Origin of the sequence: Celeribacter arenosi (genome assembly GCF_039539485.1) — a bacterium.
In the GTDB taxonomy this organism is placed as follows: Bacteria; Pseudomonadota; Alphaproteobacteria; order Rhodobacterales; family Rhodobacteraceae; genus Celeribacter; species Celeribacter arenosi.
Map to the genome: position 1 here is coordinate 1,391,087 of NZ_BAABDF010000007.1, position 23,338 is coordinate 1,414,424.

General features: G+C 57.4%; 24 protein-coding genes. 7 read left to right on the top strand and 17 right to left on the bottom strand.

Annotated elements, in window-relative coordinates; translation table 11 throughout:
• A partial coding sequence (ppk2, locus tag ABD815_RS14490) for a polyphosphate kinase 2 (protein ID WP_344848270.1) occupies positions 1-834 on the top strand: 834 nt, incomplete at its 5' end.
• Positions 831-1,448 (top strand): TetR/AcrR family transcriptional regulator, encoded by a 618-nt coding sequence (locus tag ABD815_RS14495; protein WP_344848272.1) that lies wholly within the window; start codon positions 831-833, stop codon positions 1,446-1,448. The genes ppk2 and ABD815_RS14495, both read left to right, overlap by 4 nt.
• A gap of 15 nt (positions 1,449-1,463) precedes the next feature.
• Here ABD815_RS14495 and ABD815_RS14500 read toward each other — a convergent pair whose 3' ends face one another.
• The 9 genes from ABD815_RS14500 to ABD815_RS14540 form a co-directional block, all read right to left on the bottom strand.
• Positions 1,464-2,540, bottom strand: a complete 1,077-nt coding sequence (locus ABD815_RS14500) for an ABC transporter ATP-binding protein (protein ID WP_344848275.1) — start codon at positions 2,538-2,540, stop codon at positions 1,464-1,466.
• Position 2,541: 1 nt separating this feature from the next.
• Positions 2,542-3,342: an ABC transporter permease gene (locus tag ABD815_RS14505; protein WP_344848277.1), complete on the bottom strand. Its 801-nt coding sequence runs from the start codon at positions 3,340-3,342 to the stop codon at positions 2,542-2,544.
• Positions 3,339-4,235 (bottom strand): ABC transporter permease, encoded by an 897-nt coding sequence (locus ABD815_RS14510; protein ID WP_344848280.1) that lies wholly within the window; start codon positions 4,233-4,235, stop codon positions 3,339-3,341. Before ABD815_RS14510 ends, ABD815_RS14505 begins: the two co-directional genes overlap by 4 nt.
• A 73-nt stretch (positions 4,236-4,308) precedes the next feature.
• The gene (locus tag ABD815_RS14515) at positions 4,309-5,130 is read right to left on the bottom strand and encodes a hypothetical protein (protein ID WP_344848283.1); all 822 of its coding nucleotides are present in this window, start codon (positions 5,128-5,130) and stop codon (positions 4,309-4,311) included.
• Positions 5,127-6,194 carry a GSCFA domain-containing protein gene (locus ABD815_RS14520; RefSeq protein WP_344848286.1) on the bottom strand — a complete coding sequence of 356 codons (1,068 nt, stop codon included), beginning with the start codon at positions 6,192-6,194 and terminating at the stop codon, positions 5,127-5,129. The genes ABD815_RS14515 and ABD815_RS14520 overlap by 4 nt, the downstream gene beginning before the upstream one ends.
• A gap of 199 nt (positions 6,195-6,393) precedes the next feature.
• On the bottom strand, positions 6,394-6,882 hold the full coding sequence (rpsI, locus tag ABD815_RS14525; RefSeq protein ID WP_344848289.1) for a 30S ribosomal protein S9: 489 nt from the start codon (positions 6,880-6,882) through the stop codon (positions 6,394-6,396).
• Positions 6,883-6,885: 3 nt separating this feature from the next.
• Complete coding sequence (gene rplM, locus ABD815_RS14530) at positions 6,886-7,347, bottom strand: 50S ribosomal protein L13 (protein WP_344848291.1); 462 nt, start codon at positions 7,345-7,347, stop codon at positions 6,886-6,888.
• Positions 7,348-7,451: 104 nt separating this feature from the next.
• Complete coding sequence (locus ABD815_RS14535; RefSeq protein ID WP_344848294.1) at positions 7,452-8,138, bottom strand: hypothetical protein; 687 nt, start codon at positions 8,136-8,138, stop codon at positions 7,452-7,454.
• A 109-nt stretch (positions 8,139-8,247) separates the two neighbouring features.
• Positions 8,248-9,156: a collagen-binding domain-containing protein gene (locus tag ABD815_RS14540; RefSeq protein ID WP_344848296.1), complete on the bottom strand. Its 909-nt coding sequence runs from the start codon at positions 9,154-9,156 to the stop codon at positions 8,248-8,250.
• Positions 9,157-9,517: 361 nt separating this feature from the next.
• Between ABD815_RS14540 and ABD815_RS14545 the strand changes: the two genes are divergently transcribed.
• The 3 genes from ABD815_RS14545 to ABD815_RS14555 all read left to right on the top strand — a co-directional run bounded on the left by ABD815_RS14545 (position 9,518) and on the right by ABD815_RS14555 (position 12,232).
• The gene (locus ABD815_RS14545; RefSeq protein ID WP_344848298.1) at positions 9,518-10,732 is read left to right on the top strand and encodes an NADP-dependent isocitrate dehydrogenase; all 1,215 of its coding nucleotides are present in this window, start codon (positions 9,518-9,520) and stop codon (positions 10,730-10,732) included.
• A gap of 214 nt (positions 10,733-10,946) precedes the next feature.
• On the top strand, positions 10,947-11,570 hold the full coding sequence (locus ABD815_RS14550; protein ID WP_344848301.1) for a YitT family protein: 624 nt from the start codon (positions 10,947-10,949) through the stop codon (positions 11,568-11,570).
• Between the two features lie 47 nt (positions 11,571-11,617).
• Complete coding sequence (locus ABD815_RS14555; RefSeq protein ID WP_344848304.1) at positions 11,618-12,232, top strand: YitT family protein; 615 nt, start codon at positions 11,618-11,620, stop codon at positions 12,230-12,232.
• A gap of 22 nt (positions 12,233-12,254) precedes the next feature.
• Here the strand turns inward: ABD815_RS14555 and ABD815_RS14560 are convergent, their stop codons facing one another.
• Positions 12,255-13,292 carry a M48 family metallopeptidase gene (locus tag ABD815_RS14560; protein ID WP_344848307.1) on the bottom strand — a complete coding sequence of 346 codons (1,038 nt, stop codon included), beginning with the start codon at positions 13,290-13,292 and terminating at the stop codon, positions 12,255-12,257.
• On the bottom strand, positions 13,276-14,340 hold the full coding sequence (locus tag ABD815_RS14565; RefSeq protein WP_344848310.1) for a YjgN family protein: 1,065 nt from the start codon (positions 14,338-14,340) through the stop codon (positions 13,276-13,278). Before ABD815_RS14565 ends, ABD815_RS14560 begins: the two co-directional genes overlap by 17 nt.
• A 205-nt stretch (positions 14,341-14,545) precedes the next feature.
• On the opposite strand from ABD815_RS14565, the gene typA reads away from it, so the two are divergent.
• On the top strand, positions 14,546-16,360 hold the full coding sequence (gene typA / locus ABD815_RS14570; RefSeq protein ID WP_344848313.1) for a translational GTPase TypA: 1,815 nt from the start codon (positions 14,546-14,548) through the stop codon (positions 16,358-16,360).
• A gap of 29 nt (positions 16,361-16,389) precedes the next feature.
• On the opposite strand, the gene ABD815_RS14575 is transcribed toward typA, so the two are convergent.
• Both ABD815_RS14575 and ABD815_RS14580 read right to left on the bottom strand, forming a co-directional pair.
• Positions 16,390-16,551 carry a hypothetical protein gene (locus tag ABD815_RS14575; protein ID WP_344848315.1) on the bottom strand — a complete coding sequence of 54 codons (162 nt, stop codon included), beginning with the start codon at positions 16,549-16,551 and terminating at the stop codon, positions 16,390-16,392.
• Positions 16,552-16,626: 75 nt separating this feature from the next.
• Entirely contained in the window at positions 16,627-17,649 is a 1,023-nt protein-coding gene (locus tag ABD815_RS14580; protein WP_344848318.1) for a trypsin-like serine peptidase, read from the bottom strand.
• 434 nt (positions 17,650-18,083) lie between these two features.
• On the opposite strand from ABD815_RS14580, the gene ABD815_RS14585 reads away from it, so the two are divergent.
• Positions 18,084-18,668 (top strand): VOC family protein, encoded by a 585-nt coding sequence (locus ABD815_RS14585; RefSeq protein WP_344848321.1) that lies wholly within the window; start codon positions 18,084-18,086, stop codon positions 18,666-18,668.
• 3 nt (positions 18,669-18,671) lie between these two features.
• Here the strand turns inward: ABD815_RS14585 and ABD815_RS14590 are convergent, their stop codons facing one another.
• From ABD815_RS14590 to recA, 4 genes are all read right to left on the bottom strand, one after another.
• A complete protein-coding gene (locus tag ABD815_RS14590; RefSeq protein ID WP_344848323.1) occupies positions 18,672-19,055 on the bottom strand; it encodes a VOC family protein in 384 nt (127 codons plus the stop codon).
• A 66-nt stretch (positions 19,056-19,121) separates the two neighbouring features.
• Positions 19,122-19,409 carry a DUF1330 domain-containing protein gene (locus ABD815_RS14595; protein ID WP_344848325.1) on the bottom strand — a complete coding sequence of 96 codons (288 nt, stop codon included), beginning with the start codon at positions 19,407-19,409 and terminating at the stop codon, positions 19,122-19,124.
• Positions 19,410-19,413: 4 nt separating this feature from the next.
• Positions 19,414-22,065, bottom strand: coding sequence for an alanine--tRNA ligase (alaS, locus tag ABD815_RS14600; protein WP_344848327.1), 2,652 nt, complete (start codon positions 22,063-22,065; stop codon positions 19,414-19,416).
• 137 nt (positions 22,066-22,202) lie between these two features.
• Positions 22,203-23,273: a recombinase RecA gene (recA, locus tag ABD815_RS14605; protein ID WP_344848330.1), complete on the bottom strand. Its 1,071-nt coding sequence runs from the start codon at positions 23,271-23,273 to the stop codon at positions 22,203-22,205.
• Between the last annotated feature and the right edge of the window lie 65 nt (positions 23,274-23,338).

The window sequence follows — 23,338 nt, forward strand, 5'->3', positions numbered from 1 at the left end:
CCCAAGCAAATTCGTGACGCCATCGAAAAGGGCGGCAAAAAGGACATTCTGTCTCCGAGCTATCCCTACGACAAATGGATGGACAAGGACGACTACGAAGAGCAGATGGAAGATCTGCAGCGCGAACTGGTAAAAATGTTGTCAGGCATTCGTGAAAGCGGTGCCCGCGTTGTCGTGGTCTTTGAAGGGCGTGATGCGGCAGGTAAAGGGGGCACAATCAAACGGTTGCGCGAAAACCTGAACCCGCGTTCTGCGCGTGTCGTTGCACTCGGCAAACCCACGGAACGCGAAAGCGGGCAATGGTATTTCCAACGCTATATCGACCATCTGCCCACGGCCGGTGAAATCGTCCTGTTCGACCGCTCGTGGTACAACCGCGGTGTCGTGGAAAAGGTTTTCGGCTTCTGCAAGGACGATGAACGCGAACGCTTTTTCCACCAATTGCCCGAATTCGAAGACATGCTCGTCAACGAGGGTATTCATCTGGTCAAAATCTGGCTGAACGTGGGGCGCGCCGAACAGCTGCGCCGTTTCCTCGCGCGCGAAAAAGACCCGCTCAAACAGTGGAAACTATCGGGCATCGACGTTGCGGGCCTGTCCAAATGGGACGAGTATTCGCAGGCCATCGAAGAGACGATGACCCGCTCGCACACCGAGGTTGCGCCATGGACCATCATCCGGTCCGATGACAAATACCGCGCACGCCTGAATGCGATCCGCGCGGTTCTGACGCAACTCGACTATGCGGGCAAAAAATCCAAATCTCTGGGCGAAATCGACACGAAGATTGTTGGTGGTCCGGACATGCTGCTGAGCGGTAAAGAGGCGGAATGAGCAAACGCGGCTACCACCACGGAAACCTGAAACAGGCATTGGTCGATGCGGCCCTGAACCTGATCGAGGAAAAGGGCCCGACGGGTTTCACCCTGTCCGAGGCGGCAAAGTCTGCTGGCGTCACGCCAGCGGCCGTGTATCGCCATTTCGAAGGACGCGAAGACCTGATTGCGGAAATCGCCCTACAGGGCTACGCGATTTTTGCCGATGTGATGGAATACGCCTACGACAAAGGTCAGCCATCCGCGCTGGCGTCTTTCGAGGCGACTGGTCGCGCCTATCTCGCATTTGCGCGCAAATATCCCGGCCACTACATCGCCATGTTCGAAAGCGGCATTTCAATGCAGCGCACGCCGGAACTCTTCACTTTGGCATCGCGCGCGCATGGCATCATGGAAAAGGCGGCGGTGGAGCTGTCCAAACACATCCCCGCCGACAAACGCCCACCCTCGCAGATGTTTGCCGCCCATATCTGGGCAATGTCGCATGGCGTGGTCGAACTATTCGCACGCGGAAGCCCCGGCACCAAAAGCCCCTTCCCGCCTGAGGATCTGCTCGAAACGGGCATCCTGATCTATTTGCGTGGACTGGGGTTGCTGCCAGAAGACGAATAGGCCAGCGACCTCACGTCAGGCGAAAACCACCAAAGCCCCCGGTGACCAACTCACCCGCGCGGCCTGCCCGACTTCCAAAACGTCGCGCCCGAACAGGTTGCGCATCGACAGGCGCACGGGCTTTTCGACGCCCTCTAGACGCACGTCATAGTAGGTCATGTCGCCGTAGTAGACGACCTCTTCAATCACACCGGGCGCCTCGCGGTGCGTGGCCGTCTGCCCCTCATAGAGCAAGGTCAACGTCTCGGGGCGCAGGCCCACCGTCACATTGCCCGATGGCAGCCCCTGTGGCGCCTGATCTGGTGTGATCTCCGTGCGACCGAGTCCGGCCACATCGACCTCATGCCCCGACATCGTCGCAGGCAGGAAATTCATCACCCCGATGAAATCGGCAACCCGTTTGGAGTTCGGGCGGCGGTAGAGGATTTCGGGATCGTCACATTGCGCGATTTCGCCCTCGAACATTACCGCAATGCGGTCCGACATCACCAATGCCTCTTCCTGATCATGGGTGACGAGGACAAAGGTAATGCCAACGTGGCGCTGCAGCTTGATCAATTCGACCTGCATCTTTTCGCGCATTTTACGATCAAGGGCAGAAAGCGGTTCATCGAGAAGCAACACACGCGGGCGCAACACAAGGGCACGTGCAAGGGCAACCCTCTGACGTTGCCCACCCGAAAGAGCATGCGCAGCCCGCGCGCCGTAGCCATCCAGACCAACCATTTCGAGAGCTTCATTGATGAGCGTGTTCTTGGCCGCCGCATCAATATCGCGTCGGCGCCGCAGACCAAAACCGACGTTTTGCGCAACGCTCAGATGAGGAAAAATCGCATAGGACTGGAACACCATGTTGGTGGGGCGTTTGTTGGCAGGCACGCCCCGCATGTCCTGACCGCTGAGCATAACATAGCCGCTGTCGTAATCCTCAAAGCCTGCAATCGTGCGCAGGAGCGTGGTCTTTCCACATCCCGATGGCCCGAGCAGCGAAAAGAACTCGCCCTCTTGTATGTCGAGGGTGATGTCGCGAAGGGCGTGATAGTCACCATAGTGCTTTTGCACATTCTGGAGGTGGATGAGAGGGGCGGTCATGTCAGAGGAAGCCTCCGGTATCTGTCTTGCCCGCACGCGCAATGCCGCGCCGGCGCATGATTTCTGCAAATGTAATCAATATGATGGAAAGCACTACGAGGATCGTCCCCAATGCCATTACCGCCGGCAACAGCCTCGGGAAACGCAGCATGGAGAACAGATACACCGGCAGCGTCGGGTCCGAGCCTGTCAGGAAAAATGCGATGATGAACTCGTCCATCGAGATCGTGAAAGAGATCAACAGCGCCGAAATAATCCCCGGCATGACCAGCGGCAGGGTCACTCGGCGGAACGTCGAAACACGTGTTTCGCCCAGATCATAGGCCGCTTCTTCCAACGACGGATCAAGCGCGGCAAAGGCCGACTGGAGAATGGCAATCGCGAAGGGCGTGCAAATCAACGTGTGACCGGCCACCACGGACCAAGCCCCCGGCGACATGCCCAAACGCAGGATCACCACCAACAGCGAAACCGCAACGATGATCTCCGGCAACACCAGCGGCAACATGATGAAACCCATGATGCCTTTCTGGCCCGGGAACGGGTAGCGCGTGGCCGCCATGGCTGCGAAAATCCCGAACATCGTCGCCAGAACCGCCGAGGTTACAGCGATCTGCAGCGAATTTATGACTGCGCCATGCATTTCTTTGATGCCGCCGAGTGCCGTGAACCATTCCGTCGTGAAGCTCTCCAAAGGAAAGGCAATGATGGTTGACGAATTGAACGCAAAGAGCGGGAGCAGGAAAATCGGCGCATAGAGAAACACCAGATAGACCAGGACGTAGACCTTTAGCGATTTCATCGACGACGCCCCCCACCCGCTGCTCGTCGCGCGAGCAGCATCAAGATCACCGCAATAACCGCCACGATCAGCATAGCCAGCACCGCGAGTGTCGCACCCAATGGCGCATTGTTAAGCCTGAGGAACTGGGTCTGGATCATATTGGCGATCATCAACCCGCCCGGGCCGCCAACAAGGCGGGGCGTCACGTAGTCGCCAATGGTCGGGATGAACACGATCAGGATCGCCGCCACAACACCGGGCATCGCCAAAGGCAGCGTCACGCGAAGAAAAGTCATCACACGGCTTTCACCGAGATCCCGCGAAGCCTCGAGAAGTGAGCGGTCAATCTTTTCGAGCGCCACAAAGATCGGCAGGATCGCAAATGGTGCATAGGCATGCGCCAAGGTGATGATCACCGCATTCACATTGTACAAAATGAACGTGAGAGGTTCATCAATGATCCCAATAGCTTGCAGGCCAGAATTAAGAACACCGTTGAACCCCAAAATCACCTTCCACAGGAACACGCGGATCAGATAGGAGGTCCAGAACGGGATGGTGATGATGAAAATCCACAGTGATTTCCGCGAAGGTTGGACGGCAAAGGACACGAAATATGCGACCGGAAAGGCCAGCACGACGGTGATCAATGTCACCAGACCCGACACCATCAAGGACCGCAGCATCAATTGGCGATAGAGCGGCTCGCTCAGCGCTTCTTTGTAGTTTGCGAGCGTGAAGGTCGTGTCAAAGTCACGGATACCGGTCTGGGTCCAGAACGAAATAATCACGATCGCGGCGAGAGGCACCGCCAGCAACAAAAGCGCATATAGCGCGGTTGGCGACACGAGCATTGCCCCCGCTCCGGCATCAGAGCGGAAGAACCGCCTCAATCGATCGCCCATCTGCATCGAAATGCATCTTCCCCACATAATCACGTTCGCAGATCGTTTCCGTTTTTCACAACCGCATGCAAGAGGTTTTCTACACCGCCGGCGCGTCTTTCGCACTTTCGAGAGTTTTGAGGGCATCATCGATCACCAAGGCTCCAAAAGCCGCGTTTGCGTGTATGACATCCTCTCGACCATGCGAAAGACCCTCACGGGCGGCCAGTCGCACAGACCCTCGCATGAAAGGGTGTCGGGTGTACAAATTGTGCGTGATGCTTTTGCCCGGTTGGGGCAGATACCGGATACCCGCAGCCTTGCACAGAAGAGCGGCGCGTTTGTCCACAAATTGGCTCGCAAAGGCCCCGTCCCCATCTCGGTCCAGAGTCCTTAGTCGATTGAATTGACGGGCGTCTTCACGGGCGGCGATGGAGGGGCGTGGCTGGCTCGCGATGATGACCTGCGTGAGGCCCGTGGCGGCGATGTCTCGCGCCAGAGCAAACCCCGGCGTTTGGGAAAGAAAATCCTCCACCATCGCGCCGAGCGCGCCAAACGAGACCAACTGGTGCTCCCCACCCGCCAATGCCGCGACATCGGTGATCGACGGCTGGGACGTCACGACGACGTCACGAAAGGGTCGCAAGGCGGCGAATACGGAGAATTGCAGCCCCGTCAGGATGACCGCCTCATAGTCGGCAAGGTCGAGCACATCGCGACCGCACAGTCGATGGACTGAGGCGCGCGCCTCGGCATCCTCACTCTGGACGAGGCCCTCGCGCACGGTGAACTTTCCCATCGCTGTATGATCACCGAAGAGGTCGAAACGGACATCGGGCCACCTGTCCCCATGGCGCTTGGTCGCCGAGGCCAAAGCCGCCATATGTGAGTTTCCGACCAGTGCGATCCTGCGTCCTGTCATTCTCTCATCGCGTCCAACAACGCCTCTTCGCACACCAGTGCATCCTCCTCATCCGCATCTTGAGGCTCGCTGGCGTCAAAGGACGGTTTCGGTCCCTGCTCGGAGGGCTCCAACCCGTGCGCCCTGAGAAAGACATCCATGACACGTGCGACCATTTCGGGGCGAACCGAGCGTCGGTTCTGCGCAAATGCCATCTCGCCGCTGGCGTGGGTTGTGACGATCTCGTAGGAAGGAAAATAGTCCACATCATCATGCGCATCCGCGAAATCCCCCGCGGCGGCGCGCAAAATCGCCTTGGACAGCTGGGTCGCCGCCAGAACATGTGCCCCACTCGCCGTCGCGGTAAGCGGTACTGGCGATACAGTCAGCAACAACTTGGACCCCGCCCGCGCCACCTGCAGCGCGTCACGAATACCCGCCAGATCCTCCATGATCTCGTCGTAGGAATAGTTATGGAACCGCACCTGCGCCGGTTTGTAGCGGCCCGCGATCACCCCGGGGGCCGTTGGCACCGTTCGACCGGTCGCTGTGTCAATCCATGCCTCTGTCAGACCGAGCGTAAAGACGAACACATCTGCCGACTCCGCCACCGCCTGAACGCGCATCAGGTGATCGCGCCGCATGGCCATGACTTCGGCTTGGCTAATCCACCCGTCGGGTTCCACACTCGGGCGCAGGGCATCAAAAAACCGCCGCCTTGCCCGCCAGATCAACCGGTCATCGACATGACCTGTCGCGGCATCGTCGAGCAATTCGCGAAACTGCCGCGCGGTGTAGATATTGCCGTATCGCGCAGAATAGAGGCCATATTGGAACCGCTCTGCGGTTTGGGGATGCATGCTGGCGGGTGCAGGTTCGCCGTTAAGGGGCACAACCCCGGCACCGGCGAGGGCGCGCCCAATGTGCTGGGCAAAACAACTGCCTGCCGTGGCAATCTCGGTTTGCGCGGTGACGGGAAATTTCGGGCAATAGAGGTCATGCCACGCCAGACGGTCCGCTTCAACGACCCCTGCACGCCAGAACCGGCTATCAGGTAAATCTGCATAAGGATGATGGGCACTCATTGGCGGATTATGGCGGCGGTGATCCCCCCTGCCAAGAGGCCGTGCACCGCTCTCACCTCCCATCCTCACCCATCTGCGGCTTTGCGGCCTCACATAGGGCCGCCCCGGACATCAAACCGACCCTGCCACCAAGGCCCCTAAACAGAAAAGGACACCCGGTTTCCCGGATGCCCAAAATCGTAGCAAGTCCTGCAGAAGCTTAACGCTTGGAGAACTGGAAGCTCTTACGTGCTTTCGCGCGACCGAACTTTTTGCGCTCAACAACGCGGCTATCGCGTGTGAGGAAGCCCGCGGCTTTCAGAGCCCCGCGCAGTTCGGGGTTGTAAAGCTGCAGAGCTTTGGAAATGCCGTGCTTGACCGCACCGGCCTGACCGGAAAGTCCACCACCTTTAACGGTCGCAACAACGTCGAATTCGCCTTCAACACCAGCAACTTGTGCAGGCTGTTTGACGATCAACTGAAGCACGGGACGGGCGAAATAGGTGCCCATTTCCTTGCCGTTGACAGTGACCTTACCGGAGCCCGGTTTGATCCAAACGCGTGCAACCGCGTCTTTCCGTTTACCGGTCGCATATGCGCGGCCAAGTTCGTCACGAACAGCAACACGCGGTGCGGCAACTTCAGCCACAGCGACGTCACCGCCGGCGACAGCATTCAGCTCGTCGAGGGATTTGATTTCATCAACCATGGATTAGCTCCGGGTGTTTTTCTTGTTCATGGACTTAACGTCCAACACTTCCGGCTTCTGAGCTTCGTGGGGGTGCTCGGAACCGGCATAAACGCGCAGGTTGGTCATCTGCGTGCGGGCCAATTTGTTGCCCGGCAGCATACGCTGAACTGCTTTGGTAACAACGCGCTCGGGGTGGTTGCCCTCGAGGATCTGCTGCATCGTGCGGGACTTGATGCCGCCCGGGTGGCCAGTGTGCCAGTAGAAACGCTTGTCTGTGCGTTTCTTGCCGGTCAGCTGGATTTTGTCAGCATTGATGACGATTACGTTGTCACCCATGTCCATGGACGGGGTGAAGGTGGCTTTGTGTTTGCCACGCAGACGCATCGCGACGATTGAAGCAAGACGACCCAGCACGATGCCTTCGGCATCAATGATGATCCATTTCTTGTCAATGTCCGCGGGAGTTGCGGAGAAGGTGTTCATGTATATCTACCCTTACGGATGGGAATTCGGATGCGCGAGTTCTATAGGTTTGGCAGCCCACGTCAAGAGCGCAATATTCCGAAAAAACGTTCAAAATCAATGCCCTAAAAATTAGGTATTATATTACCCCACATTTCGGGCGGATAGCACAGAATGACGCCGCCCACCGAGAGGACCGCGATCAACGCGAGCCGTGTCATGGGAAACCACCGCGGCTGATGGATACGATGGCGATACCGTGGCTCGAACACCATAAACAGCGCACCGATCAGGGCAACGATCTGAACCTTGAACCCCGCGAGGCCAAGCCCGATCACCAACCCAAGACAGATCACCGGCCAGACCTGCCACAAACCCCACAGAAGGCCGCCACGATCCCGCAACGTCTCACGATGCCATATCCCCGCGAAATCCCACCTCTGGTCCAGTCGCAACAGGTAGTAACCCCCACCGAGCACGACGACCATGATGCCGAGCTCGGCCCAAGGCTCCCCCCCCTCCAACGTCGTCCCGTCGAGCATGAAAAAGAAGGCGATCGGCAGGACGAAACGCATCAGAGACTGAAAATGCAGGTAGCGGTCCCGTTTGGGGTCGAGATCGGCGGATAGCCCCTCTGCCCCGAAGAGCGCGAGCCCGATCACACCGGAAATGAGAACACTCGCGCTCACGAGGCGCAAAGACCACTCCCCGGGCCAGATGTAATAAAGTGCCTGAAACCCCATGAGAGACAGAGCCCCCCAAAATGCGCCCCCCTCCGGATGGTGACGCATCCATGCAATTATCTTGGCCATTGCTGTGCCTTCAATTCCGTTTGCCCTATGGACATGGTGATAACGCAATTTTCCGGCTGAAACAAAAAAGGCGGCCCGAAGACCGCCCTTTGTATTCTGTTTGGTAGGCTTATGCTGCGCGACGGCGCAGCAGAGCAAATGCCCCGAGGCCAGTCAGGATCAGCGGGAAGCCAGCCGGAAGTGGAACAACCGGAGTCTCGGGCGTTTCCGGAAGGTCACCGCGGAAGGATTGCGTGTGAACCTGTGCGCCGGCAAATACGGACTGGGCGAGGAGCGAACCCTCGATGTCAGATGTGAATTTGACCTCAGCGCCCATGGCCAGAACTGTGCCATAAATCGACGACTTTAGGGACACGGTGGTTGTGCTCAGGAAGTTCCAGATCACATTGCGCGAAAGATCTTTGCCCATGCCTTCTGCGTTGGCTTCGAACGTTGCAGCTTCGCCGGTGACGTTGATGATGACCGTTTCATCGGTATCAAAGCTGTAGTTGAAGCCACCGACTTTCGCCAGATCAGTTGCGGAAATCGAGTAGATCCCGCCATCTGTGATCGACAGCTTGTTATGAGCTGGCGTAAGTGCGGTTGCTTCCAGACCTGCGAGATCGCTCGACAGGGTTTCGAGAACAGAAACGAAGTTTTCCGGCGCGGCGAAAGAAGAGCTAAGCGAGCCACCGTTAAAGTACAGCTTGCCGTTCGTGGAACCCTGAACTGCGGCGTCGCCGCTCTGGTTCACGCGGGTGTCGCTTTTGATATCGCCCAGGACAACGAGTTCGTCGAAGACGGAATCTGCAACCATCGGAGCTTCGTCTGCGTTCACGTTGTTGATTTCGGCCCAACCATTCATGTCGATGTTGCCGCCCACGAGGGCGCGCCCATGAACATGGAGGTTATTGCCAGTCACGTCACCCTCGGTGACGAGAACGTATTGGTTCATCAGCTCAACAGCGGTCAAAGAAGCCGCCTGTGCGCCGATCGTGCCAGCAAGCAGAACCGCAGCGGTAGTAAACAAAGTCTTCATTTTTAGCCCCTCGTAAACGGAAGAAACGCATCCGCACTCTTAATCACATTTCACAAACTCTTCGCCGTTTTGGTCATCCAAATCGGTTTGGGTCTTGCCGCTCATATATCGTAGCAAATGAATGTTATGCAAGTGCAGCAACTGAATAAGGGCAGATTTGGGACCTATTAACGTAACGTTACGAAACACAATTTCGCCCTACCCTGCATTGTTTCCATTCTGGAACGTCAATTTTAAGGCAGCTTAACCAAGAATCACGCGCGGCGCTTAGTATACGAAGGTATACTGTCTTCACGACAGCCTCCTGATGCGCTACACCCGCCACAGAGAGATTCCCGAAAACCCTAGGAGTGCCCCGCGCATGTCGAAGATCAAGGTAGACAACCCCATCGTCGAAATGGATGGCGACGAGATGACCCGCATCATGTGGGACTTTATCAAGAAGAAGCTGATCCTTCCCTATCTCGATATTGATTTGCTCTACTACGACCTCGGCATCGAAGAGCGCGACCGCACCGATGACCAGATCACCATCGACGCGGCAGAAAAGACCAAGGAAGTCGGCGTCGCGGTCAAATGTGCGACCATTACGCCCGATGAGGCGCGCGTCGAGGAGTTCAATCTCAAGAAGATGTGGAAATCGCCCAACGGGACGATCCGCAACATCCTCGGCGGTGTGGTTTTCCGCCAACCGATCATCTGTAAAAACGTCCCCCGCCTCGTTCCCGGTTGGACCCATCCGATCGTCGTCGGCCGTCACGCTTTCGGGGATCAGTATAAAGCCACCGACTTCACCTTCCCCGGGCCGGGCAAGTTGACGATGAAATATGAGGGCGCCGACGGTACGGTGATCGAAAAAGAGGTCTATGATGCGCCTTCCGCAGGTGTCTATCAGGCCATGTATAACCTCGACGACTCAATCCGCGACTTTGCGCGCGCCTCGTTGAACTACGGCCTCAACCTCGGTTGGCCTGTGTACCTGTCGACAAAGAACACCATCCTCAAAGCCTACGATGGCCGCTTCAAAGATATTTTTGAAGAAGTCTACGAGGCCGAATTCGCAGATGGCTTCAAAAAGGCCGGCATCTGGTACGAACACCGCCTGATCGACGATATGGTCGCCTGCGCGATGAAATGGTCGGGCAAATTCGTCTGGGCCTGTAAAAACTACGACGGCGACGTGCAATCCGACACCGTGGCCCAAGGCTTTGGCTCTCTCGGCCTGATGACATCGCAATTGATGACGCCCGATGGAAAGATCGTCGAGGCCGAGGCAGCCCACGGCACCGTCACGCGCCACTATCGCCAACATCAGGCGGGCGAAGCCACATCGACCAACTCCATTGCCTCGATCTACGCATGGACCGGCGGGTTGAAGCACCGCGCAAAACTCGACGACAACGCGCAACTGATGCGTTTTGCCACCACGCTCGAGAAAGTCATTGTCGATACCGTCGAAAGCGGTTTCATGACGAAGGACCTCGCCCTGCTCGTCGGACCGGACCAGAGCTGGCTGACGACCATGGGGTTCCTCGAAAAGATCGACGAGAACCTGAACAAAGCGCTGGTGGGCTAAATCCGTCCCGATCTGAAATGCGAACCCGCCCCTTTCGGGCGGGTTTTTCTATGGGCACCCTCGCCGTAATGAAAAGAAACCGCTGGTATTTTTACATGGCGTAAAGACGACGTCGTCGCGGTCGAGACCCTATTGACACTACGTCAACCAACACCCCTGCACAGCACCGCCGACTCATCTAGACAGGTCAATATAGCTGTCCTAAAGTGGCAGCATGCCAGCACCGTTTCCAATCCCGCAGAACCCGCCCAAACACACCCTCTTTGAGGATGTGCAGGGGTTTGCCATCGGTCTCATTACAACGGCAATCGGGCTGTCATTCATCACTCAATTGGGGTTTATCACCGGCCAGACCGCAGGCCTCGCTCTGGTCATTTCATACCTCTCCGGCCTGTCATTTTCATGGGTCTTCTGGCTCATCAACGTGCCCTTCTACATTCTGGCCTGGTTTCGGATGGGGCCGGAATTCACAATAAAATCAGCGCTCTGTGTGACGGCGCTCTCCCTCCTTATGGCCTATATCCCAGACTGGATGCGCTTTGAGACACTGAACCCGCTTTTTGGTATCGTCGCCTTTGGCATCCTGACGGGTTTCGGTCTGCTCGGGGTGTTCCGCCACAAAGGGTCTCTGGGCGGGTTGGGCGTAATCGCCCTCTACGCGCAGGCAAATTTCGGCATCCGCGCGGGCTATGTGCAGATCGCTTTTGACGCCGCGCTTTTCGCCGTCGCCTTCTTTCTCTTCCCGCTCGACCGCGTACTCTATTCCCTATTGGGTGCGCTGATCCTGAACGCCGTTATCGCCTTTAACCATCGCCAAGACCATTACATCGCCGGATAGGCGCGAATGCACCTTGCCCCTGCCCGCGTGCAGGACCAAAAGGCCCTATGCAAAACGAAGATCAAAAAGCCGCCGGCCACTCGCTCCTTGATGACGCGCAGGGCTATCTGTTCGGAACCGCCATGTGCGCCTTTGCGCTGGTGATGCTGCGCACGCTCGGGCTTGTGACCGGTCAGACCGCGGGCCTCGCGATCCTTATTTCCTATGTCACCGGATGGCCCTTTGGCTGGGTGTTCTTTGTGGTCAACCTGCCCTTCTACTGGTTCGCTTACCGACGCATGGGGCGCGCATTCGTGATGCGCACATTCGTCAACGTCGCTCTGATCTCGGCGTTTGCAGAGTTGTTCCCGACCTTGGTCGCTTTTGAGCGGATCGATCCCCTGTTCGGCGCGGTTCTCTTCGGTCTGATGACGGGTGCCGGCCTGCTGGCCATCTTTCGACACGGCGGCTCGCTCGGCGGGATCGGCATTCTTGCGCTCTATTTTCAGGACGCGACCGGGGTAAAGGCAGGCTACTCGCAACTGGCCTTTGATGCGGTCCTGTTTGCCATCGCCGCCTTCATTCTGCCGCTCCCGCTGGTTCTCTATTCCCTCGTCGGGGCGGTGGTCGTGAATTTGGTCATCGCCATTAACCACCGGCGCGATCGCTACATCGCGATGTAACCGCGTCAGGTTTGCGGGCGCGTCACTCTGCAGCCAAGCGTTCGATCTGTTCAATCCGGTCTGCATTGGCGGGATGCGTCGAGAGCCACGCGGGCCCTCCATCGCCGTACTCCGCCTCCAGACGCCTGAAGAATTCCGCCAATGCGGCAGGGTCATATCCGGCCACCCGCGCAGTGGCCACACCCAGAGCATCCGCATCTGCCTCATGGGTGCGCGAATACGACAGGGACACAATCGCGGACCCTTCGAGCAGCACGTCCTCCAAAATCGGCCCCACATCGCCGGCAATGAGCGCGATCAGGAGATAGACGGACAGCGACCGATATAGTTGGCGCAACGAATGTTCCTCTGACACATGTGCCAATTCGTGCCCGATAACGCCCGCAAGGATATCGTCGCCGCCGAACTCCGCTACCATGTCATCCGTGACAACAACCGTCCCGCCCGGCAGGGCAAAGGCGTTTGCACCAACGGCGGGCATATCGCGGAATTCGAGACGGTAAGGGCCAAAGTCGCTTTGCGGTGCTGCCGCTGCGATACTGTCGAAAATCCCGCGCACCCGCGCCTGCTCTACCGCCGACAAAGCTGTGGGTTCCGCCAGAAACTGATCCATCGCCGAGAGGTTCCCGCGGTCAATTGCCCCGACCAGCGTGGGTGGCGTCACCGTAATGGCCAATGTGACCAGAACATTGAGGCCCCACCGCCAAATCGCGTAGGCCCCCAAAAGACAGCCGATCAACACCAACACCAAACGCGGGTGCCAGGATTCCAGATTGCTCAGCCACGCGCCGGGTTCTTCGCCGAGAACCGCACGCGCGCCTTTGATGTCTTCGGTGGAAAAGCGCCAGCCATCGGGCAGGTCGAGATCGAGCGTTCCGCCAAAACTGGCCTCGCGACGCACCGGCATGCCGTGCACGAGGGTCTCTCCATTCTCGCCGACGAGACGTGCGCCGGACTGGTCGATGACATATCGGGCGGGCTGGCGATGCGACGCCCCTGCCCGCGAAGCAACGCCCGTCAACGTGCCGAATGACACGGGGCGATCAGCCAGGGATGCCAAAATCAAAGGCCTCCATATCCGTGAATGCATCTCCAAAGGCCGAAACCCTGTCAGATTCCACACCCACGAAATGATTAAGGTCGCCCACAACTTCGACGTCCGTGCAGTCCGCCAGATAGCGCGCCATCCGCACCTCCGCCCATGGCACCATCAAGAACAGGGTCAACACGCTTACAATCGCATTGGAAAGCGCAATCCACATCAATCGCAGAGGGCGCACCGTGGAGATAAAGCCATGCCCACCCTCCAGCATCGTCGCCTCATAGACTGTATTGCGGATGAACGCGGAGTAGATGAAATAACCGGGCAAAACCGCGATGAACACCAGCAGCATAATCGCAAGGAATATCAAAGACTGGGTTGGGTCAGGCTCCGCGCCGTTCAGAACCTCGGTTAGTCCAACAAACATTCCCGCAGAAAACATGAACGCGACCCCGACAACGATAATGATTATCGAACACAACGCGGCCAGCAGCGCCGCCTTGTAGAATGGCCAGATGCGGCTTTCAAAGGTGAACTTTGCCGTGCCATAGCTATGGCCGCCGAGAGAGTAGTTCTTTTGGGCGCGGATCACGAAGGGATAGGCAAGGTAGAGGGTGAACAACGCCAGAAACGGGTAGAGCAGATAGACTCGGAATGCGCCCCAATAGGTTCCCGAAAACCCAAAACGCACACCCGAGAACGACGTAGAGCGCGCGTTGAAGCGCAAGGATCGCGACAGGAACCAGGGAAAGGCGAAAAGCAACGCAACACCCAGAACAATCCCGACCAACGGGATCGCGGACAGAACCGAATAGATAATGAAGCCGACAAAGACCACGGCCCGCCCGATCAGAATCTGTTTGCCCGTCGCATGATAATCGAACCGGCGCCCGTCAATCACGGTGTTCTGGTGGAAAAACCGTTTGCGCCGCACCTTCGCCCAAGCCGAATAGATGCCAAATGTCACAACTGAAAGCAGCAGATTGGAAAGCCACACCCCGAAATAGGCGCGCGCCGAGCCGGTAAATTTGACAGGATGAAGCGTGATTTCGGGAGATGTCTGCATTCGAACTCGCTCTTGACGTGTGCATTTGACCAAAAATTGTTGTAAAACAACTGCCACGTGAAGACATCATGCGGAAGAAAATTCGCGGCACAGACGCACGGTCGCGCGCTCCGTTGCAGCTATGCAGCGTTTTCGGCTGGCCTTTTGCGCAATCTCGCGTTAGGCGGCACCCAACCAAGCACATAGGCACGAAAGACACGCACCAATGGATCTGCGCAATATCGCCATCATCGCCCACGTTGACCACGGCAAAACCACACTTGTGGACGAGCTGCTCAAACAGTCGGGCACCTATCGCGAAAACCAGGCGACGACCGAACGCGCCATGGATTCAAATGACCTCGAACGCGAACGCGGGATCACCATTCTCGCAAAAGCGACCTCTGTCGAATGGAAAGGTCACCGCATCAATATCGTCGACACCCCCGGTCACGCCGATTTCGGCGGTGAGGTGGAACGCATCCTGTCGATGGTCGACGGTGTGGTTCTGTTGGTGGATGCCGCCGAAGGCCCGATGCCACAGACCAAATTTGTGACGTCCAAAGCGCTCGCCCTCGGCCTGCGCCCGATCGTGGTGCTCAACAAGGTCGACAAACCGGACGCCGAACCCGACCGTGCGCTCGATGAATGCTTTGACCTGTTTGCCTCGCTGGACGCCGACGAAGACCAGCTCGACTTCCCGCATCTCTACGCTTCCGGTCGCTCCGGCTGGTGTGACGCGGAACTCGATGGCCCGCGCAAAGACCTCTCCGCCCTTTTCAACCTCGTGGTCAACCACGTCCCTGCCCCCAAGCAGTTGAAAAAGCAGGACGAACCGTTCCGCATGTTGGCCACCACACTGGGCGCTGACCCCTTCCTCGGACGCATCCTGACGGGCCGTGTCGAGACCGGCAAACTCAAAACCGGTGCGACGATTCAGGCACTCACACGCAGCGGTCAGAAGATCGAGCAGTTTCAGGTCAAGAAAATCCAAGCTTTCCGTGGCCTCGGCATGCAGGAAATCGACACCGCAATTGCAGGTGACATTGTCTCCATCGCCGGCATGTCCAAAGCGACAGTTTCCGACACGCTTTGCGCGTTGGAGGTCGAAGAACCTCTCGAAGCACAACCGATCGATCCGCCCACCATCACGGTTACTTTTGGCATCAACGACAGCCCGCTGGCCGGTCGCGAAGGCAAAAAAGTTCAGTCGCGCGTCATCCGTGAACGTCTGATGAAAGAAGCCGAAACCAACGTGGCGATCAAAATTGCCGACACCCCCGGTGGGGAGGCCTTCGAGGTTTCCGGGCGTGGCGAATTGCAGATGGGCGTGCTCATCGAAAACATGCGCCGCGAAGGTTTCGAGCTGTCGATTTCGCGCCCGCAGGTGATTATGCGCGAAGTTGACGGTCAAAAGCTCGAGCCGATTGAAGAAGTCACCATCGATGTGGATGACGAATACTCCGGCGCTGTGATCGAAAAACTGACGGGCGCCCGCAAAGGCGATCTCACCGAGATGAAGCAGCAGAACGGCAAAACGCGCATTATCGCGCATGTGCCGTCGCGCGGCCTGATCGGCTACCATGGCGAATTCCTCACCGACACGCGCGGCACTGGCGTTCTCAACCGTGTTTTCCACGACTGGGCCCCTTACAAAGGCGCGATCCCCGGCCGTCGTCAGGGTGTTCTGATCTCCATGGAAGATGGCGAAGCCGTAGCTTATGCGCTGTGGAACCTCGAAGATCGCGGTAAAATGTTCATCGGTGCGCAGGCGAAAATCTACCAGGGCATGATCATCGGCGAACATAGCCGGGACAACGATCTGGAAGTGAACCCGCTCAAAGGCAAGAAACTCACCAACGTTCGCGCCTCGGGTACGGATGAAGCGGTGCGTTTGACCACGCCGATCACGCTCTCGCTCGAAGAAGCCATCGCCTATATCAACGATGACGAGTTGGTCGAAGTGACCCCGCAATCGATCCGGTTGCGCAAACGCTTTCTCGACCCGCATGAGCGCAAACGCCAAGCGCGCTCTGCGTAAGTCCTTTACACAATCAGACGACGCGCGGCTCAATCCTGCGCGTCGTCCTCTTTGTCCTCATCCTCGCCAATTTCGGGCAACGGCAACGGTATCGCCTCTTCCATTTCTTCACGGGTCCAGGGGCGTAGTTTCTCACCCTTGCGCGGCGCTGCACGGTTTTCGTCTTCGTCGTGATCCTTTTGCCCACACATGGCTATTTCCCCTTCAAAGCCGGGCACGACCCTATCGGCCGTGCCCTTTGTTTCACCATAGATAGGTGCTTTGCGCTACTCTTTCGACTTCACAAGATCGAAAAGTGACTTCGCATTGTTGTTGAAATAGGGCGAATACATCTCCTGCGGCTTGGAAGACCGGCGGTAGGAGTTAACGCCATTGAGGTAGTTCGACGTCCCGAATTTCAGGATCCACGGACCACCGGAAGACCCACCGGTCAGGTCAGACCCGACACCCGTAGGTGCAGGTGACGCACCCACCGAGCCGGTGTAGGCATAGGACGAATAGTTGGCGATCAGACGACGCCCGTTAAACGGAGATGCGGCCGGATAACCGTGTTGCGCCCAACTCTGATGTCTCGACCAATTCCACGCAAACCCCAACCAACCGACGGTTTGGCTGATCTTTTTGCCATTTCGCTTATGAAGAACTGCGGCCCCCATGTCCTGTGCCAACCCTTTGGAAATTCCGTTCTTGTACCACTGGGTTCGCACAAAGAGCTGCTTGGCCTGCCATTGGCCATAGGGCGCGACGCCATCTTTGTACGCAGGCACAAAGACTACATTCGTTGACCAGCCGGACGATTTATTGTCGCCCGCATGCAGGCAGTGTCCGGCGGAGTAGATCGCGTTGTTGCCAATCGAGCTAGCAGAACAAACGTAGTTGCGCCCCCCCCGCTTGAAAAACAGCTTGCCGATGGTGCGATAGGGAAACTGCGTGTACGGGCTGAAAACCTCGTACCGTGTGAAGGGCGGCGGATAATTGTAGCCGCCCGAGGTTGCCTGCGGATCGACGTCGGCGGCCGTATCGTCGTCTGGAAACCCCATCGGACTCGCCGTTCCACCATCTGGATCTTCGAGCGTTTCTTCAGCAGCTTGTTGGTCGAGTACATCATCGTCGATTTCGATGATGTCGCAGGGTTGCGCCTCCTGCATCTCGTCCATTGTCCACAGCTCATCGTCACCGTCTGCTGTGGTTTGCAGTTGAGCCACAGGCGAGCCTGTGTTCCCTTCTGTTTCGTCCATTTCGGGTTGGCGGCCACCATCACCGCCATTCGCATTGCTTTTGTCAGTCATAACTTCACTCCTCACTCATAAAAATACACCCGCCGACGTCACTCAGACGGTCCGCTAGCGCACGACTTGAAAAAACCCCCATGCGCCGCGCCCCAATTGACGCATGGTTAACCTGCCTTTGTCTACGTTTCGCAAAGTGCACATTTTTAGGCGGTGAAACCCAATTGTTTCCAATTGCTAACCAATCAACTGCCTAGAATTTGCAATATTCAAAAAGCCATTTCCCGCCACTCTGTCATTCGCTAACAGGCGGAAAGCCGCAAGAAACGTGCACTACCGGATTCGATGACTTGACGTAAGGTAAGCTATCTTCATACGTGTATGGAATGTGAACGGCCTGCAAGCTGAGCAGTGGCGGACACTGACCCTGTATGGTTGCAGGATGGGCATCGATAAATTTAGAGCTAGAATGGCTCTAAAGGGAGATGCAAAATATGCGCAAAATCCAAACTCAAGGCGTCCACCACATCACCATCACAGGTGCGGACCGACAATCGACAATCGATTTTTGGGAAGGCGTGCTCGGGATGCCGTTTGTCTTTGATCAGCCCAATCTCGACGACGCCTCGCAGGGACACCTGTACTTCGATCCCGGTGACGGGCGCCTCATCACGGTATTCACGTCCGAGGATCGCAAACCCGACGGCAAAAAGATCAATCAGGGCCAAGGGTACCTGCACCACCTCGCGTTCGAGGTGTCGAAAGTCACCTTCGACCACGTCGTTGAGCGACTGGATGCGCGCGGGATCAAACACTCCGGTCCCAAAGACCGCGGGTTCATGGACTCGATCTATTTCAAGGATCCCGTCGGCATGCTGATTGAATTGGCGGCCTACCGTTTCGTTCCACCGCAGGGGCACACGCATACGGACGTGCTCCACCGCGCGCATCTGATCCGCGTACAGGCGGGTGATGGCCACATTGGCACAGTGCATTTGGCTGACGCCATCGAAGAGCTCGTGCAGGAGCAAACATCGACGCTCAGCACGGATCGTAGCCCGAAAGACCCCTACCCCTGACGGCTAGGGTTTTGCGACATGTTGATCGATGAGCACCGCGTTGCCATCGGGGTCAGCCAGCGTGATATGGGCCGGACCCGTTCCGGATGCATCCAGCATGTCTTTTATCTCCACACCGGCATCGATCAGCCGGTTTTGAATGTCGCGAATATCTACAAAGTCGCCTTCGAGAGGCTGTCCATCCTGCGCCCAACCGGGGTTGAAGGTCAGGATATTGCCCTCGAACATCCCCTGAAAAAGGCCGATGTTGGTATCGCCCTGCCGCATCATGCACCAGCCATGCGCGGATTGATCGTGGAACATGTCAAAACCCAAGGCACGATAGAACTCTATCGATGCGCCGAGATCCTTGACGGCCAAACTGACGGAAAAACAACCAAGCTGCATCTTTCACCCTCCTGCGATTGCGCGCAAAGGGTCTCACAGAACCGCCAAAACACAAAATGCGTCGTATCAGTCGTCGATTTCGACAACCATCAATTCGCGCTCGGAGGCGCCGCGCGCGAAATCCAGCGCGGCTTGGTATTCGGGCGAGTTGTAACATTCAACCGCCGCCTCGAGCGTCGGGAACCGCGCCACGACGTTGCGGGGACGCTCCTTACCTTCGAGCTGCACGTAGCGTGCGCCCCGCGCGATAAAGGCCCCGCCATGTGCCTTGATCGCAGGTCCGGCCAGTTCGGCATATTTGCCGTAGGCCTCAGGGTCGGAAACGGTTACATGCGCGATCCAGAGTGCAGGCATTCTATTATCCTCTCAGAAGGGTTTCTGCAGCTTCGATGGCGGCTTGGGCTCCGGCAAAGTCCTTGCCCCCGCCCTGCGCCATATCCGGGCGACCGCCGCCACCTTTGCCACCCACGGCAGGCACAGCGGCCTTAAGAACATCAACAGCCGACACCTTTGCCGTCAGGTCGTCCGTCACGCCACAAGCAACGGCAACCTTACCGTCCTCGTCCGCGATCAACAGGATAACGCCGGACCCGATGTTGTTCTTATGCGCATCGATTAGACCACGAAGGTCTTTGCCCGACACGCCCTCCAAAGCCTGTGCGAGGAACGGAATGCCACCGACATCTTTCGCCGATGCGCCGCCCGCACCGCCGCCGCCCATGGCAATCTGTTGGCGCAGGGTCGCGACTTCCTGCTCAAGCTTTTTGCGCTCATCGGACAGTGCTTTGACACGATCCACAACTTCACCGACCGGCGTTTTCAGCATGGCGGCAATATCGGATGCGCGGCCAGCGGCCTCGGCGAGGTAGGCCATCGCGGCCTGACCGGTCAGCGCCTCGATGCGACGCACCCCCGCGGAGGACGCGCTATCGCCCGTGACGACACACAGGCCGATGTCCCCCGTGCGACGCACATGCGTGCCACCACAGAGTTCAATCGAATAGGTGTTTTTGTCTGCGCCCTTGCCGGTATCTGCGCGCCCCATGGAAACCACGCGGACCTCATCGCCGTACTTTTCGCCAAAGAGAGCCTGCGCACCGATCGCGCGGGCGTCGTCCGGTGTCATGATGCGCGTCTCCACCGGCGTGTTTTGCCGGATGAAGTCATTCACGTCGGTCTCGACCTTTGCGATTTCTGCCTCCGTCAACGCTTTTGAATGGCTGAAATCGAACCGAAGCCGATCCGGCGCATTGAGCGACCCGCGTTGTGCGACATGGTCACCTAAAGTTTCGCGCAGGGCCTCGTGCAGCAAATGCGTCGCAGAGTGGTGCGAACGGATGGCGGAGCGGCGCTGATGGTCGACAACCAGAACGGCAGGCTCGCCGACTTGCAAAACGCCCTCTGCGATTTGCGCGAAGTGAATGAAAACACCCGCGACCTTTTTCGTATCAGTTACTTTGGCGATGTTTTTGTCTACGCGGATCACGCCGGTATCGCCGACCTGTCCACCGCTTTCGGCATAGAACGGCGTTTGGTTGACCACGACCTGGACGGTTTCACCGGCCTTCGCCTGCTCCACTCGCGCACCGTCTTTGACGATGGCGATGATTTCGCCCTCAGCCTTTTCGGTGTCGTAGCCTAGGAATTCGGTCGCACCAAACTCTTCGGCAATGTCGAACCACACCGTGGAATCAGCCGTTTCGCCGGACCCCGACCATGCCGCGCGCGCCTTTGCCTTTTGTTCGGCCATGGCGACATCGAAGCCTTCGGTATCGACCTCACGACCTTTTTCGCGCAGCGCGTCTTGGGTCAAATCGAGGGGAAAACCGAATGTGTCATAGAGTTTGAATGCCGCCGCTCCGGGGAGCTTTGCGCCCTCTTCCATGCCGTCGAGTTCTTCATCGAGGAGTTTCAAACCCCGATCCAGAGTTTGCTTGAACCGCGTTTCTTCGAGGCGCAGCGTTTCTTCAATCATCGACTGGCCTTGACGCAACTCCGGATAGGCATCGCCCATCTGGCGCACGAGTTCAGGAACCAGCGTATGCATGACCGGATCTTTTGCCCCCAAAAGATGGGCGTGACGCATCGCACGGCGCATGATCCGGCGTAGGACATAGCCGCGCCCTTCATTGGAGGGCATCACACCATCCGCAATCAGGAAGGAGGTCGAGCGCAAATGGTCCGCAATCACACGGTGATGCACGTTTTTGTCGCCATAGGGGTCGACGGATGTGGCATGGGCCGATGCCTCGATCAGCGCCTTCATGAGGTCGATGTCGTAATTGTCGTGGCTGCCCTGAAGAAGCGCTGCGATACGTTCCAATCCCATGCCGGTGTCGATCGACTGCATATCGAGTTCGCTCATCGAGCCGTCTGCAAACTTTTCGTTTTGCATGAACACGACGTTCCAGATCTCGATGAACCGGTCGCCGTCCTCTTCCGGGCTCCCAGGAGGGCCGCCCCAGATGTGATCGCCGTGGTCGTAGAAAATCTCCGTGCACGGACCGCAAGGCCCCGTATCGCCCATCTGCCAGAAGTTGTCAGAGGTCGCGATACGAATAATCCGCTCTTCGGGAACGCCGACTTTCTTCCAGATTTCAAAGGCTTCGTCGTCTGTGTGATAAACGGTCGTGTAGAGTTTATCTTTCGGAATACCGTATTCGCCGGTGATCAACTCCCATGCGAAGGGGATCGCATCGTCTTTGAAGTAGTCCCCAAAGGAAAAGTTGCCGAGCATCTCGAAAAACGTGTGGTGGCGCGCCGTATAGCCAACATTGTCGAGATCGTTGTGTTTGCCGCCTGCGCGCACACATTTCTGCGCCGTTGTCGCGCGCACGTAGTCCCGTTTTTCAACGCCGGTGAAACAGTTTTTGAATTGAACCATGCCGGAGTTGGTGAACATCAACGTCGGGTCGTTGCGCGGCACCAGAGGCGAGGATGGCACGACGGTATGCCCGTTGCGTTCGAAATAGGATAGAAAGGTAGAGCGGATGTCGTTCACGCTGGGCATATGGGAGGCTCACTTGCGGGCAGTTTCATTGCGTTCGGCAAGGTTTACCGCCCATACATCGACCTGTCCATCGCCAGCGCATGAGAAAAGGCCGGCGCGCGAGCACCGGCCTCAAATCTGGCTTCCGAAAACGTAGACTATTCGTCGTCGATCACGTCCGAGCTTTCAAAATCATCGCCCAGATCGAATTCCAGCCCATGCGAGGCGCGGATTTTGTCTTCGATTTCCAAAGAAATTTGTGTGTTTTCTTTCAGATACTTCTTCGCGTTCTCACGGCCTTGTCCGATGCGCTCGTCGCCATAGGAGTACCATGAGCCGGACTTGTCGACGACGCCGGCTTTCACACCGAGGTCAATCAGCTCGCCGGTCTTGGAAATGCCTTCGCCATACATGATGTCGAACTCGACCTGTTTGAACGGTGGCGCGACCTTGTTTTTGACCACCTTCACGCGGGTCTCGCTCCCAACGACCTCATCGCGGTCTTTGATCGACCCGATGCGGCGAATGTCGAGACGCACGGAGGAGTAGAACTTGAGCGCGTTGCCGCCCGTCGTCGTCTCAGGGGACCCGAACATGACGCCGATTTTCATACGGATCTGGTTAATGAAGATCACGGTACATTTCGACCGGCTGATCGAACCCGTCAGTTTACGCATGGCTTTTGACATCAGGCGGGCCTGAACACCTACCGAACTATCGCCCATCTCCCCTTCCAACTCGGATTTCGGCGTCAAAGCCGCGACAGAGTCGACCACCACGAGGCTCACAGCACCGGACCGAACCAGCGTGTCGACGATCTCCAACGCCTGCTCACCCGTGTCTGGCTGGGAAATCAGCAATTCATCGAGATCGACACCAAGCCGACGCGCATAGATCGGATCGAGGGCGTGCTCGGCGTCCACAAAGGCACAGACGCCGCCCTTTTTCTGTTCCTCCGCCACACAGTGAAGCGTGAGCGTCGTTTTACCCGAGGATTCAGGACCGTAGATTTCAACGATCCGCCCCTTCGGGATGCCGCCAATACCGAGCGCGATATCGAGACCAAGGGAGCCCGTGGACGTGGATTCAATCTCCTGTGCGGGATTATCCGCACCGAGTTTCATGATCGACCCTTTACCGAACTGCCGTTCGATTTGAGCCAACGCGCTATCGAGCGCTTTTTGTTTGTCGTTGTCTTTCATTGCCATCTTGGCTGCGCCTGTGCTCATTGCTTTGTTTCCTTATTCCATACCCTGCCTGAGGCGGCAACGGATTGCGAACAGCTGCTCATGTT

Coding starts and splice junctions, on each gene's coding strand:
- ABD815_RS14505 (WP_344848277.1), bottom strand. CDS start 3,342: ATGAAATCGCTAAAGGTCTACGTCCTGGTCTATCTGGTGTTTCTCTAT.
- ABD815_RS14500 (WP_344848275.1), bottom strand. CDS start 2,540: ATGACCGCCCCTCTCATCCACCTCCAGAATGTGCAAAAGCACTATGGT.
- ABD815_RS14515 (WP_344848283.1), bottom strand. CDS start 5,130: ATGACAGGACGCAGGATCGCACTGGTCGGAAACTCACATATGGCGGCT.
- ABD815_RS14580 (WP_344848318.1), bottom strand. CDS start 17,649: ATGACTGACAAAAGCAATGCGAATGGCGGTGATGGTGGCCGCCAACCC.
- ABD815_RS14540 (WP_344848296.1), bottom strand. CDS start 9,156: ATGAAGACTTTGTTTACTACCGCTGCGGTTCTGCTTGCTGGCACGATC.
- ABD815_RS14575 (WP_344848315.1), bottom strand. CDS start 16,551: ATGTGTGGGCAAAAGGATCACGACGAAGACGAAAACCGTGCAGCGCCG.
- ABD815_RS14535 (WP_344848294.1), bottom strand. CDS start 8,138: ATGGCCAAGATAATTGCATGGATGCGTCACCATCCGGAGGGGGGCGCA.
- ABD815_RS14585 (WP_344848321.1), top strand. CDS start 18,084: ATGCGCAAAATCCAAACTCAAGGCGTCCACCACATCACCATCACAGGT.
- ABD815_RS14595 (WP_344848325.1), bottom strand. CDS start 19,409: ATGCCTGCACTCTGGATCGCGCATGTAACCGTTTCCGACCCTGAGGCC.
- ABD815_RS14565 (WP_344848310.1), bottom strand. CDS start 14,340: ATGCAGACATCTCCCGAAATCACGCTTCATCCTGTCAAATTTACCGGC.
- typA (WP_344848313.1), top strand. CDS start 14,546: ATGGATCTGCGCAATATCGCCATCATCGCCCACGTTGACCACGGCAAA.
- ABD815_RS14555 (WP_344848304.1), top strand. CDS start 11,618: ATGCAAAACGAAGATCAAAAAGCCGCCGGCCACTCGCTCCTTGATGAC.
- ABD815_RS14545 (WP_344848298.1), top strand. CDS start 9,518: ATGTCGAAGATCAAGGTAGACAACCCCATCGTCGAAATGGATGGCGAC.
- rpsI (WP_344848289.1), bottom strand. CDS start 6,882: ATGGTTGATGAAATCAAATCCCTCGACGAGCTGAATGCTGTCGCCGGC.
- alaS (WP_344848327.1), bottom strand. CDS start 22,065: ATGCCCAGCGTGAACGACATCCGCTCTACCTTTCTATCCTATTTCGAA.
- ABD815_RS14495 (WP_344848272.1), top strand. CDS start 831: ATGAGCAAACGCGGCTACCACCACGGAAACCTGAAACAGGCATTGGTC.
- ABD815_RS14510 (WP_344848280.1), bottom strand. CDS start 4,235: ATGCAGATGGGCGATCGATTGAGGCGGTTCTTCCGCTCTGATGCCGGA.
- ABD815_RS14520 (WP_344848286.1), bottom strand. CDS start 6,194: ATGAGTGCCCATCATCCTTATGCAGATTTACCTGATAGCCGGTTCTGG.
- rplM (WP_344848291.1), bottom strand. CDS start 7,347: ATGAACACCTTCTCCGCAACTCCCGCGGACATTGACAAGAAATGGATC.
- ABD815_RS14590 (WP_344848323.1), bottom strand. CDS start 19,055: ATGCAGCTTGGTTGTTTTTCCGTCAGTTTGGCCGTCAAGGATCTCGGC.
- ABD815_RS14550 (WP_344848301.1), top strand. CDS start 10,947: ATGCCAGCACCGTTTCCAATCCCGCAGAACCCGCCCAAACACACCCTC.
- recA (WP_344848330.1), bottom strand. CDS start 23,273: ATGAGCACAGGCGCAGCCAAGATGGCAATGAAAGACAACGACAAACAA.